General features: G+C 46.2%; 12 protein-coding genes, 1 tRNA gene and 1 pseudogene. 9 read left to right on the top strand and 5 right to left on the bottom strand.

The annotated features are described in order from the left end of the window. Window positions 1-52: 52 nt before the first annotated feature. The 4 genes from FD961_RS02885 to FD961_RS02870 are packed head-to-tail and all read right to left on the bottom strand — an operon-like array spanning window position 53 to window position 3,867. Entirely contained in the window at window positions 53-946 is an 894-nt protein-coding gene (locus FD961_RS02885) for a LysR substrate-binding domain-containing protein (RefSeq protein ID WP_251371344.1), read from the bottom strand. A 27-nt stretch (window positions 947-973) separates the two neighbouring features. Beyond that, window positions 974-1,765 carry a prolipoprotein diacylglyceryl transferase gene (gene lgt / locus FD961_RS02880; RefSeq protein WP_215394025.1) on the bottom strand — a complete coding sequence of 264 codons (792 nt, stop codon included), beginning with the start codon at window positions 1,763-1,765 and terminating at the stop codon, window positions 974-976. Window positions 1,766-1,777: 12 nt separating this feature from the next. After that, window positions 1,778-2,242: a DNA polymerase III subunit chi gene (locus tag FD961_RS02875; protein ID WP_215394024.1), complete on the bottom strand. Its 465-nt coding sequence runs from the start codon at window positions 2,240-2,242 to the stop codon at window positions 1,778-1,780. Window positions 2,243-2,256: 14 nt separating this feature from the next. Further along, window positions 2,257-3,867 (bottom strand): leucyl aminopeptidase, encoded by a 1,611-nt coding sequence (locus FD961_RS02870; protein ID WP_215394023.1) that lies wholly within the window; start codon window positions 3,865-3,867, stop codon window positions 2,257-2,259. 160 nt (window positions 3,868-4,027) lie between these two features. Between FD961_RS02870 and lptF the strand changes: the two genes are divergently transcribed. From lptF to FD961_RS02855, 3 genes are all read left to right on the top strand, one after another. Then, entirely contained in the window at window positions 4,028-5,143 is a 1,116-nt protein-coding gene (lptF, locus tag FD961_RS02865) for an LPS export ABC transporter permease LptF (RefSeq protein ID WP_215394022.1), read from the top strand. Continuing rightward, window positions 5,140-6,294 carry an LPS export ABC transporter permease LptG gene (gene lptG / locus FD961_RS02860; protein ID WP_215394021.1) on the top strand — a complete coding sequence of 385 codons (1,155 nt, stop codon included), beginning with the start codon at window positions 5,140-5,142 and terminating at the stop codon, window positions 6,292-6,294. Before lptF ends, lptG begins: the two co-directional genes overlap by 4 nt. A gap of 63 nt (window positions 6,295-6,357) precedes the next feature. Continuing rightward, entirely contained in the window at window positions 6,358-7,299 is a 942-nt protein-coding gene (locus FD961_RS02855; protein ID WP_215394020.1) for a CysB family HTH-type transcriptional regulator, read from the top strand. Between the two features lie 37 nt (window positions 7,300-7,336). On the opposite strand, the gene FD961_RS02850 is transcribed toward FD961_RS02855, so the two are convergent. Continuing rightward, window positions 7,337-7,421 (bottom strand) — tRNA-Leu (locus FD961_RS02850). A gap of 152 nt (window positions 7,422-7,573) precedes the next feature. Here FD961_RS02850 and FD961_RS02845 point away from each other — a divergent pair. The 6 genes and pseudogenes from FD961_RS02845 (at window position 7,574) to rlmH (ending at window position 12,154) form a co-directional block, all read left to right on the top strand. Continuing rightward, the gene (locus FD961_RS02845) at window positions 7,574-8,293 is read left to right on the top strand and encodes a YebC/PmpR family DNA-binding transcriptional regulator (RefSeq protein WP_215394019.1); all 720 of its coding nucleotides are present in this window, start codon (window positions 7,574-7,576) and stop codon (window positions 8,291-8,293) included. Between the two features lie 30 nt (window positions 8,294-8,323). Next, window positions 8,324-9,601 carry a phosphoribosylamine--glycine ligase gene (purD, locus tag FD961_RS02840; RefSeq protein WP_215394018.1) on the top strand — a complete coding sequence of 426 codons (1,278 nt, stop codon included), beginning with the start codon at window positions 8,324-8,326 and terminating at the stop codon, window positions 9,599-9,601. 42 nt (window positions 9,602-9,643) lie between these two features. Further along, window positions 9,644-10,555, top strand: a complete 912-nt coding sequence (gene hemF / locus FD961_RS02835) for an oxygen-dependent coproporphyrinogen oxidase (protein WP_215394330.1) — start codon at window positions 9,644-9,646, stop codon at window positions 10,553-10,555. Beyond that, entirely contained in the window at window positions 10,552-11,241 is a 690-nt protein-coding gene (locus tag FD961_RS02830) for an adenylyltransferase/cytidyltransferase family protein (RefSeq protein WP_215394017.1), read from the top strand. Before hemF ends, FD961_RS02830 begins: the two co-directional genes overlap by 4 nt. A 46-nt stretch (window positions 11,242-11,287) precedes the next feature. Next, window positions 11,288-11,674: pseudogene (gene rsfS / locus FD961_RS02825) on the top strand (ribosome silencing factor); the annotation flags it as partial. A gap of 36 nt (window positions 11,675-11,710) precedes the next feature. Then, window positions 11,711-12,154 (top strand): 23S rRNA (pseudouridine(1915)-N(3))-methyltransferase RlmH, encoded by a 444-nt coding sequence (rlmH, locus tag FD961_RS02820; protein ID WP_215394016.1) that lies wholly within the window; start codon window positions 11,711-11,713, stop codon window positions 12,152-12,154. Window positions 12,155-12,156 lie beyond the last annotated feature (2 nt).

Raw genomic sequence — 12,156 nt, 5'->3', positions numbered from 1 at the left:
ATGTATTTTCATTAACTTAATGTTAATGATTATTGGAGAAGAAGATCGCGCGTTATTTGTTATTGCGATGCAACATGCGGGTTTCAGCAGCTAGAGCCAAGATATTAGGATTAGATTCATTAGCCTGAAGATACATCAAGGCAATACGCTGTGTTACCCGATATTTCGACTGAAGGGGGGTAAATTCAATAGCATCTCCCATTAGCGCCCTCACCCTGCCCGGGAGCAAAGACCTACCCATATCACTGGAGACCATATTCATCAAAGAGAAGATATCGCCCACCTTCATGACCACGTTAGGCTTAAATCCAGCCAATTTGAAAGCATCATAAAAACCAGAAGTAGTCGCAAAGCCGTCTTGGAGCGTTAAGAATTTTTCAAACTCATACTCCGATAAGTCAACGCTACTATCCTTGGGTTTGCTTCCCTTGGAGGAGGCTAAATACAGATCATCCTCAAATAAGGGGACTACCTCCACTCCATCAAGGGAATCATCAGATGGTGCAGCAATGACTACAGCATCAATATTGCCTTCATAGAGCTTTTTCATGAGATCTTCGTTGGAGCCCAGATATAAATCAATATCTAGATCTGGCCTGCGAATTTTCGTGCCCATGATGATTCTGGGAATAATGTTCGCTGTTAAGGAGTACATAGAACCCAGGCGAATTTGCCCGCTCTCTACGCCAGCCTTGGTTCTGGTTTTTTTAAGAATACGCTCAACATCACCGAGGAGATCTACGCTTGCTTCAGCCAAGTACAGTGCTGCGGGAAGCGCCTTTAATTGGCGACCCTCTTTTACAAATAAGGGGCAGCCAATTCCAGCTTCAAGTGAATGCAAGGCCTTGTGAATGCTGACTGAACTCAACTGCAACTCTTCAGCGGTTTTTACCAAGCTGCCTGTTCTGACAAAAGAGCAGAGTATTTCTAGCTTCCTGAGAGTCACTTCATCATTAAGCAAAATCAGTAAACCTTATTCGGGTGAGACTTCTGAGTGACGGCGCATCAGATACATGCCAAAGATGATCATCGGGACACACAACCATTGACCCATAGATAAGCCAAGGCCCAATAGACCTAAGAATGCATCTGGTTCACGCGCATACTCAGCTAAGAAACGGCAAACACCATAGCCCAGCAAGAACAAACCAGAAATTTGTCCGATTCGTCTAGGCTTACTTGCATAGGCCCAGAGAATGATGCCCAGAAAGATGCCTTCACCAAGCAATTGATAAATTTGCGATGGATGACGAGGAATGGAATCAACCAAAGGAAACACCATTGCCCAGGGTAGATCTGTAGGCCTTCCCCATAGCTCGCCATTAATAAAGTTGCCCAAACGCCCGAAGGCAAGGCCAAGTGGCACTAGGGGTGCCACTAAATCACTCACTACAAAAAAAGTGGTTTGGCGTTTTTTGGCAAACCACCAGAGAGCTACTAAAACACCCAATAAGCCCCCATGGAAAGACATGCCGCCTTCCCAAATCTTCAAAATACTGAGTGGATGAGAGAGGTAGAAGTCGGGCATATAAAACAGGGTGTAACCCAAACGACCACCAAGCACTACACCTAAGACGCCTGCAAACAATAAATCCTCAAGGTCTTTGTATGTCCAACCCAATGCCTGATAGCGAGGAGCGCGAATCCGTAATCGTCCTAGCAATAAAAATTGTGCAAAGGCACAGAGATACATCAGACCATACCAATGAATTGCGAAGGAGCCAATACGAATGGCTGCTGGATCAAACTGGGGATGAATCAACATGACAAGTGCAGCTTAACTCTTGGATTGATCAAAGTTATGCAACTCATGGCCCAAATCACGATAAGCCTTAAAACGTTCGCGGCCCGCCAAGCGCTCCGCCTCATTTACCGTGACTACCTCAACGATACGGGGGAATCTGGCAACGAGTGCGACTACATCTTGTGGCATACGCATACCCAGATGAATCATGACATCTGCATGAGGAATCGCACTCAAAGATGGTGACGCAAAGTTGTCGGTGAGCACAATAGGAGTTTCAGCGGCACCCTCGTCTTCAATATAACAATGCGGCAGAAAATCGGTGCTACTAAATGTCCAAAGCAGATCATCTAATTTTTTTAGATCTACTTTTTCACCAACGATAACGATGTTGCGAACAGGCTCGCCTTCAGGGGTTGCGCTCCAGATTTTACGCGTGAGGCGGCAAGCATATTCAAGCTTATCGCTAACATTGCTGTGAAAATCAATTCGTGCCATAGAGACTTACTGGTTTACTTTTGCTCAAGCAAGTAATTTACTAGTAAAGGTACTGGTCGACCAGTTGAACCTTTAGCGGCGCCGCTCTTCCACGCAGTACCAGCAATATCCAAATGCGCCCACTTATATTTCTCGGTAAAGCGAGACAAGAAGCAAGCTGCAGTAACGCTGCCAGCGGGACGTCCGCCAATATTGGCTACATCAGCAAAGTTGGATTTCAGTTGCTCGTGATAGGCAGCATCTAAAGGCAGACGCCATACCGTGTCTAAAGAATCATGGCCGGCTTTAGTCAAATCGTTTACCAGGGCTTCATCGTCAGAAAATACGCCACTGTGTACATGACCCAATGCAATGATGCAAGCGCCAGTTAAGGTTGCTACATCAATTACGGCCTTAGGTTTAAAGCGCTCCACATAGGTCAAGGCATCACACAAAATCAAACGACCTTCGGCATCAGTATTGAGAATTTCAATTGTTTGACCTGACATACTTTTGACAATGTCGCCTGGACGAGTTGCTTTACCAGAGGGCATGTTTTCACAAGTGGGCACTACCCCGATGACATTTTTTTTCAACTTCATCAATGCAGCGGAATACATTGTGCCAATCACCGAAGCAGCGCCACACATGTCATATTTCATTTCGTCCATGGCTTCGCCTGGCTTTAAAGAAATACCGCCGGTATCAAAGGTGATCCCTTTACCAACCAGAACAATGGGAGCTTCTCCAACCTTACCGCCTTGATGACGCATCACAATAAATTGGGGTGGCGTCTCAGAGCCCTTGGCAACCGATAGAAATGAGCCCATACCCAGAGCCTCGATTTGCTTGAGTCCTAAAACCTCAACCTTCAAAGCAGCCTCCTTCGCTAAGCTCTGCGCGGTTTTACCTAAATAAGTAGGCGTGCAAATATTTGGTGGAAGGTTGCCCAAGTCTTTCGCTAAATTCATACCCTCAACCATTGCGGCGCCTTGCTCAACAGCCAGCTTTAATTCTTTAGCAGTTGCATCATTGCCTCCAAAGACCAAGTGCTTAAAAGTATCCGCATTGTCTTTGGCCTTGAATTTCATCGCAGGCTGACGAACACCAAAGCGATAAGCTTGATCTCCAGCATATTGAATGGTCAGACGCACTTCTTGGGCGATAGTTTCGGATACTTTTGATAAAGTAAAGCTAGGAGCAAACCAAAGTGCATTCTCAATAGCGCCGCCACTCAAAGCCTTCAATCCCGCGCGAGCAACTTTGGAGTACGCCAATAAACTTTTATCCGCACTCGACTGCAAATCGCCCATTCCTAGCAAAAGAATTCGCTTTGCTTTGACCGCATTTGCAGACCAAGACTTTTCGGCTCTCAATATGCAAACCGAGGCTTGCTTGCCGTCCAAATCACCGAGCGTGCTGACGTGACCAAGAGAGCCTCCCAACAGCAGATCTAATTCCGCCAAAACACCAGTCTTGACCTTGGTGCCTTTAGCCCCAGAGAAACTGTCAAAGTCTGCTTTTGAGTACCCAAGAACGAGGCAATCAGTGCTGATAGCAAGCAGGCTTTTAAGGCTCGATTTGAGGAGTTTTGGACTTTGCAGGTCCGCCTGGGAGAAAATCTTGGTACTAAATTGAATTGTCATAATGTATGGCAGTATTTTTAGGTCGATTTGAGGACTAAAGAATGTTAATTCAGGATGTTTATCCATTATCCTCCGACATGAGATTAACCTACTTTGCCCGCACTGAAATTAGTCATTTAAACCCCTTCAAAACCCTATACCGACCACTCTATAGCCATTCATGATTTTTAAAGATGCCCTTCGCCGAGAACTCAGCTTTACTACAGGCGGCGTCTTTTTGGTCCTTGTGACCATCATGGTGACTACTTTGGTAATCCGCATCCTAGGTTATGCGGCAAATGGCGCAGTAAATCCAGAGGATGCACTCGTATTGATTGCCTTGGCTACCCTGGGCTATCTTGCCGTCTTATTAACGGTCTCCCTATTTGTGGCCACCTTGATTGTGTTGGTGCGTTGGTACAAAGATTCTGAAATGATCGTCTGGTTTGCCAGCGGCTTAAGCATCAGCAATCTGATTCGCCCCATTTTGCAATTTGCTACTCCGCTCATCATCATCATTGCGCTTCTTGCATTATTTGTTTGGCCTTGGGCTAACAGAGAGACCACCCTCATTAGCCAACGCTTCCAACAACGAGATGATGTCTCGATGGTAACTGCTGGCCAATTTAAAGAATCTGCCAGAGCAGAACGTGTCTTTTTTATCGAACAACTCGATGTTAATAAGAGCGAAGTAAAGAATATTTTTGTTGCGGACAATAAGAACGGGCGTCTTAGCATCGCCGTTGCATCTTCTGGCTTTATTCAAAATTCTGAGGGCGGAGAAAAATCCGTTGTCCTTCACAATGGCCGCCGCTATGAAGGTCAACCAACCCAACCTGACTTTAGAATCCTGGAGTTCACCGATTACACAACCAAGATACGCAGCAAGGAAACCTTAGCGCCAGCTCCGCGTGACAGAGAAAAAACAATTCAGGAATTAATTAATGAACCCAATCCTGCTTTTGTGAATCCAAGTCGAGCTGAACTACTCTGGCGTATTGGACTTCCGCTAATGGCGCTTGGTCTTGTGCTCATTGCAATTCCGCTGGCGTATGTAAACCCACGCCTTGGTAACTACACTGCCATGTTTTATGCGGTACTGATCTATTTAATCTATAGCAACTTATTGAATCTCACTCAGAACTTTGTTGCTCAAGGAAAGTTCAGCGTCTTTGTTGGTATTTGGCCCATTCATCTGCTGGCCTTATTAATAGCTACCGCATTAATTCGTAATCGCATTAACCCATCCATTAAATGGTGGCGCCGCCAATTACCCGTTGCCCTGGCAAATAAATGAAACTGCTCTTTCCCTACATCTACGAGCGTTACCTAGCCAAGCAAATTTATGCGGCATTTGGATTTATTTTGTTTGCCTTGGTTGCATTGTTTTTGTTTTTTGACATCTTAAGCGAGCTGGGCTCGGTTCAAGGTGGCTACACCCTGCCACTTGCTTTGCTTCATGTCCTACTCAAAGCTCCAAGCCGTATCTCTGAGATTATTCCAATTGCGGCCTTGATTGGCAGTATCTACGTATTTGCCATGTTAGCTAGTCAGTCTGAATTCACTATCTTGCGCATTGCTGGCCTGGATGTGAAAAAAGGGTTGATTGCACTTACCAAGATTTCATTGCCGCTGGTTGTGCTTACGCTCATCATGAGTGAGTGGGCAGGCCCCTATACAGAAGCCAAGTCAGAGCAAATCCGCATGAAGGCCTTGGGCGCAACATATTCTTCACAATTTAAGACTGGGGTTTGGGTGAAAGACCGCCTACGAGATGAAGATGGTAGTGGCCCCGTTCGTCCAGGCGTTCGCTACGTAAACGTAGGCAAGGTCGACAAGGACAATGATATTGGCGATATTCGGATGTATGAATTTAGTGACACGTATAACTTACTCTCCATTCGCACAGCCCCATCTGGACACTTTGATGAAACCGGTATTTGGGTTTTAAATGATGTTACAGAAACTCGCTTTAAAGAAACCAAGCAAACTGATCCGCTCAATCCTGTTTTTTCAGCGCAAACATTTACGCACCCCATTCTGACTTTAGAGTCTGAAGTCACTCCGCAAATTTTGAGCGTGCTATTAATTAGTCCAGAAAAAATGTCGATTCTGAGTTTGGGCCGTTTCATTGCTCACCTGAACGAAAACAACCAAGATACACAACGACATTCAATCGCCTTTTGGAAAAAAGTGATCTACCCGTTCACGATTTTTGTGATGTTGGCTTTAGCGCTCCCGTTTGCCTATTTAAAAGTCAGGGCTGGTAGCGTGGGCATCAAAGTATTTGGCGGCATCATGCTGGGAATGAGTTTTCAGCTATTCAACTCTTTGTTCTCCAATGTTGGACTCTTAAGTGCATGGCCGGCATTCTTGACAGCGTTAATACCGCCAATGCTCTACTTCCTCTTGGCATTGTTCGCCTTACGACGGGTTTCAGAAACCTAATACCCAAAATTCATATAGAATTTGATTCCTATATCTTTGTAGATATATAGATAGGAATCCCATATGAACCTGCACCAATTCCGCTTTGTACGTGAGGCTGTTCGACAAAACTTCAATCTCACTACAGCCGCTAAGGCACTTTTTACCTCCCAACCGGGCGTATCTAAAGCCATTATTGAATTGGAAGATGAGCTTGGCGTTGAAATCTTTAGGCGTCACGGTAAGCGTATCCGCTCTCTCACAGAGCCAGGTAAACGAATTCTGAGCTCAGTTGAACGCATCTTAGATGAAGTCGAAACACTGAAGCGAGTGGGCAAAGATTTTGCCAGTCAAGATCAAGGCAACTTTGTGATCGCCACCACCCATACTCAAGCACGCTATGCCTTACCAAAAGTACTTACTGAATTTACAAAACGCTTTCCTAAGGTTCGCGTCAGTATCCAACAAGGTAGTCCAGGTCAAATCGCCGAGTTACTCAGTCATGATCGAGCAGACATCGCCATCGCAACCGAAGGGATCGCCAATACCCCTGGCGTCCTAGCTTTACCTGGATACCAATGGCAGCATGTAGTCATGGTGCCATTGAGTCACCCATTACTCAATCAAGCATCGGTAACGCTTGAAGAGATTGCCAAGTATCCCATCATCACCTATGACAAAGCTTTTGCAGGGCGTAGCAAGATTGATGCTGCATTTGCTCAACGCAATATCACTCCCGATATTATTTTGGAAGCAATTGATGCTGACGTCATTAAGACTTACGTTGAAGCGGGTATGGGTATCGGCATCGTTGCTGGTCACGCATACGACCCAGATAGGGATCGGAACCTTAAAGTCATTCAAGTCGGTCATTTATTTGGCAACAATGTGACGCACATTGGCGTTAAACAAGGAGCTTACTTAAGATCATTTGTTTACACCTTCATCGAGCTCTTCTCACCCACACTCACCAAAAAAATTGTTGAGCAGGCCATGAATGAGAAAACTGATACCTACGAAATCTAATGCTGGGGAAAGATTTACGGATTGAATAACCAGTAAATGGTGCCTCGGGGCGGACTCGAACCGCCACGCCTTGCGGCACCGGATTTTGAGTCCGGCACGTCTACCAATTCCATCACCGAGGCAGGTGTTTGCAGTGGAAATTCTGCTTAATTGACTACTTTGTTACAGCTAAGACATGAGAGTGTAACAAAAATTGGCTAACTGCCCCCTACCTCGGGTCTAGAACCCCTTAAAATAGCCTCTTATAGCCAAATTATTAAAAGGACTTATCCGTATGGCCGGCCACTCGAAATGGGCCAATATTCAGCACCGCAAAGGTCGTCAAGACGAAAAACGCGGCAAGATTTGGACCAAACTCATTAAAGAAATTACTGTCGCTGCCAAACTGGGTGGCGGTGATCTCGCAACCAATCCACGTTTACGCTTGGCTGTTGATAAAGCCAAAGACTCCAATATGCCTAATGACAACGTGCAAAGAGCGATTCAACGCGGCACCGGCACATTAGAAGGCGTGAGTTACGAAGAGATTCGTTATGAAGGCTACGGCATCAATGGGGCTGCCATCATTGTGGATTGTTTAACTGATAATCGCACTCGCACCGTAGCAGAGGTTCGTCATGCCTTTAATAAGAATGGTGGCAACATGGGAACCGAAGGATCAGTTGCGTTCCTCTTCAAACACTGCGGTCAAATGTTATTTGCTCCTGGTAGCAACGAGGATCAATTAATGGAGGTTGCGCTTGATGCTGGGGCTGAAGATGTGATTGCGCATGATGATGGCTCGTTTGAAGTATTAACACCCGTGCCAGATTTTGGTAAGGTGCAAGATGCCCTAGCGCAAGCAGGACTGAAGGCTGAACTAGCAACTGTTGCCATGCGTCCAGAAACAGAGATTGCACTCGAAGGTGAGCAAGCCGAAAGCATGCAGAAACTGCTCGATGCCTTGGAAAACCTTGATGACGTTCAAGAAGTATTTACAAACGCAGCTCTATAACCCACTCAATTATTTAAGACATCACCTGTTATGAAAATTCTTCTCGTTGGATCTGGTGGACGCGAACATGCATTGGCTTGGAAGCTAGCGCAGTCACCTCAAGTGCAAACCGTTTATGTGGCACCGGGCAATGGTGGCACTGCCACAGCTAAACAGGCGGCAGCCGGTATTGAGAATTTACCCATCACCGGCTTACAAGAGCTCGCTGATTTTGCAAAACGCGAGAAGATTCATCTCACAGTTGTTGGTCCTGAAGCGCCCTTAGCGGCCGGCATTGTCGACGTCTTTCGCAATAATGGCTTGCGCATTTTTGGTCCAACTCAATTAGCCGCCCAGCTGGAGTCTTCAAAAGATTTCTCCAAGGCTTTTATGAAACGCCATGGCATTCCGACTGCGGAATACCAAACATTTACTAGTGCTTTAGAAGCACATGCTTACATTGATGCCAAAGGCGCGCCAATCGTGATTAAGGCCGACGGCTTAGCTGCTGGCAAAGGTGTAGTGGTAGCAATAAACCTAGATGAAGCTCATGCAGCGGTAGATATGATGCTTGCCGATAACAAATTAGGTAATGCTGGCGCTCGCGTGGTAATCGAAGAGTTTCTTACTGGCGAAGAAGCTAGTTTTATTGTTCTAGTAGATGGCAAGCATGTTCTTGCTCTAGCAACCAGCCAAGATCACAAGCGTTTATTAGATGCTGACCAAGGCCCCAATACCGGCGGCATGGGCGCATACTCCCCTGCTCCCGTTGTTACCCCGGAAATCCATGCGCGCGCTTTACGTGAAGTGATCATGCCAACTGTGAGGGGCATGGAGGCGGATGGTCTGCCATATACAGGTTTCTTATACGCAGGACTCATGATTGCTCCCGATGGCAAGATCAAAACTTTAGAATTTAATTGCCGTATGGGCGACCCAGAAACTCAACCCATCATGGCACGCTTACGCAGTGATCTCGTCAATGCCCTTGATCATGCAGTAGATGGCAAACTCAACGAAGTAGAGCTTGAATGGGATCGTCGCACTGCCTTAGGAGTGGTTCTAGCCGCACATAATTACCCAGATACTCCACGCAATGGTGATGTCATTACCGGCATTCCTGCTGATACCGAAGATCAACTCACTTTCCATGCTGGCACCAAATTACATGAAGGCAAATTAGTGACCTCGGGTGGGCGTGTATTGTGTGTTGTGGGTTTAGCCGACACCGTTCGAGGCGCTCAACAAAAAGCCTACGATGTCATTAAGCAGATTCATTTCGATGGGATGCAATATCGCAAAGATATTGGCTATCGCGCAATTAAATAAATATTGAAAAGTACAGATTCCTTGTCAGCACCTCAAACTCAAATTGATATTGCAGCCCTGAAAGAATATTTTTTAGGTCTGCAAGATCGCATTACTTCGGCGATGGGCGCTTTAGATGGGAAAGCTTTTATTGCAGACGAGTGGCATAAGCCAGAGGACAGCAAACTCAAAGGCTATGGGCGTACTTGCATTTTGGATAATGGCAACATCCTTGAAAAAGGCGGGGTAGGTTTTTCTCATGTTCGCGGCGATCAAATGCCGCCTTCGGCCTCGCATCACCGCCCTGAAGTAGCAGGTCGCAGTTTTGAAGCGATGGGCGTGTCTTTGGTTTTTCACCCTAACAACCCAAAAGTTCCTACTACCCATATGAATGTGCGCTGCTTTATTGCACAAGCCCCCGATAAGGAGCCGGTATGGTGGTTCGGTGGTGGTTTTGATCTCACCCCCTACTATGGTGTTGATGAAGATTGCACCCATTTTCATCAAACCGCTAAAGATGCCTTAGACCCCTTTGATGATGAGCTCTACCCACGCTTTAAAAAATGGTGTGATGAATATTTTTACTTAAAGCATCGCGAAGAACCTCGCGGTATCGGCGGTGTGTTCTTTGATGACTTTAATGAACTAGGCTTTGAAAAAAGCTTTGCAATGATGCGTGCTGTGGGAGATGCATTTATTCATGCTTACCTGCCTATAGTAGAGCGTCGCTACCAAGACGTATTTACCCCAGAAGAAAAGTCGTTCCAAGAATATCGTCGTGGCCGTTATGTGGAATACAACCTTATTTTTGATCGAGGAACGATTTTTGGTCTGCACTCTGGCGGTCGTACAGAGTCTATTTTGATGTCGATGCCCCCAGTCGTTCAGTGGCGCTATAACTGGCATCCTGAGCCCGGCACCCCCGAAGCCAAGCTCTATGACTATTACCTTAAACCACGCGATTGGTTAGCTTGAGCGCGCGTAAAAAAATCGGTATCCTCGGCGGTACCTTTGATCCGCCACATATTGGCCACCTTAAGCTAGCCAGTCATTTTGCGAAGCTCTTACGCTTAGACGCTCTTTTACTCATTCCAAGTGGTGAGCCATGGCAAAAGGGTTCTGGAATTACGCCCGCTCCAATTCGTTTTCAGTTAACCGAAGCTGCTGGCATTGATTTGGCCCGAGCATTTTTGTATCTCAAGATACCGACTCAGGTAGGCATTGACCGAATTGAAATGGATCGCGCAGGACCTAGTTATGCGATTGATACTGTGAAAGCTTTAAGAGATCGCTTTGGCAATGATGCGAGCCTGATCTGGCTAATGGGAGCAGATTCGCTCATGACGCTACCTACGTGGCATGCTTGGCAAGAGTTAATGGGATCCATTCATATTGCAGTAGCAAGTAGACCAAATCACGAGCTAGAGGTAGTAGGAAGTCCCGAACTGAAGCAGTTATTAGCAAAACATCAAACTTTAGAGCCAAGCGCCCTTGAAAATTGTCCCTCTGGCCTCATCTATATTGATGAAAGCCTCTCGATAGATCTATCGTCTACCGACCTGAGGGGCCGCCTTAAAACCCTTACGCGCAACTCTATCGGGGTCGAGGAAATTCCATCGCATACCCTAGAAATCATCACAAATCTGGGCTTGTATCAGTAATCAAGCTAAGATCACCCTCAACACTTAAATAATATTGATAAAAACCATGGACTTACGTAAATTACAACGCGTCATTATTGATGCCCTCGAAGATGTGAAGGCGCAAGATATTCGCGTTTATGACACTACCAAACTTAGCGAGTTATTTGATCGCGTAGTTATTGCTACCGGCTCAAGCAATCGCCAGACTCGCTCTTTGGCAATGTCTGTGAAAGAAGAAGTCAACGCCAAAGGTGGTGAAGTTATCTCCATTGAAGGTTTAGAGACTGGTGAATGGGTACTTGTCGACTGTGGCGATATCGTCGTTCACATTCTGCAACCAATGTTGCGCTCCTACTATCAGCTCGAAGGTATGTGGGGCGCTAAACCTGTACGCGTCAAATTGGCTGGCGCCAAAGGTCTTGTTAAAGCTAGTGAATCAGAAGACGACGAATAATTATTCTTTTTTTGTTCATTTTGAATATAGCTAATGCGCCTAACGATTGTTTCTGTTGGTCATAAAATGCCAGATTGGGTTGCCACTGCAACCCATGATTACATCAAGCGCATGCCTGCAGACTGCAGCATCGAAATTAAAGAAATCAAGCCTGATCTCACGCCCGCCAAGGAAGCGATCAAGATATTAGCCGCTATCCCCAAGGGTTCGAGAGTGATTGCGCTAGACGAAAGGGGTAAGGATCAAACTACCCAAAACCTAGCCACTCAACTAGCAGGCTGGCGCCAAGAAGGTTTTGATATCACCTTTTTGATTGGTGGAGCAGATGGCTTAGATGCCAACCTCAAAACGAGTGCTCAAGCCATGTGGCGACTCTCTAGCCTGACCTTACCCCATGCAATGGCTAGAGTGATGCTTGTTGAACAGCTCTATCGCGCGTGGACTATCCTGCAAGGCCACCCATATCACCGCGAGTAAGA

Origin of the sequence: Polynucleobacter sp. TSB-Sco08W16, from assembly GCF_018687455.1 — a bacterium.
Lineage (GTDB): Bacteria > Pseudomonadota > Gammaproteobacteria > Burkholderiales > Burkholderiaceae > Polynucleobacter.
This window is presented reverse-complemented; position numbering and strand designations above follow the sequence as displayed.

Bases quoted from the DNA above. Each gene is read 5' to 3' on its own strand.
- lgt (WP_215394025.1), bottom strand. From the start codon at position 1,765: ATGTTGATTCATCCCCAGTTTGATCCAGCAGCCATTCGTATTGGCTCC.
- FD961_RS02875 (WP_215394024.1), bottom strand. From the start codon at position 2,242: ATGGCACGAATTGATTTTCACAGCAATGTTAGCGATAAGCTTGAATAT.
- FD961_RS02870 (WP_215394023.1), bottom strand. From the start codon at position 3,867: ATGACAATTCAATTTAGTACCAAGATTTTCTCCCAGGCGGACCTGCAA.
- lptF (WP_215394022.1), top strand. From the start codon at position 4,028: ATGATTTTTAAAGATGCCCTTCGCCGAGAACTCAGCTTTACTACAGGC.
- lptG (WP_215394021.1), top strand. From the start codon at position 5,140: ATGAAACTGCTCTTTCCCTACATCTACGAGCGTTACCTAGCCAAGCAA.
- FD961_RS02855 (WP_215394020.1), top strand. From the start codon at position 6,358: ATGAACCTGCACCAATTCCGCTTTGTACGTGAGGCTGTTCGACAAAAC.
- FD961_RS02845 (WP_215394019.1), top strand. From the start codon at position 7,574: ATGGCCGGCCACTCGAAATGGGCCAATATTCAGCACCGCAAAGGTCGT.
- purD (WP_215394018.1), top strand. From the start codon at position 8,324: ATGAAAATTCTTCTCGTTGGATCTGGTGGACGCGAACATGCATTGGCT.
- rlmH (WP_215394016.1), top strand. From the start codon at position 11,711: ATGCGCCTAACGATTGTTTCTGTTGGTCATAAAATGCCAGATTGGGTT.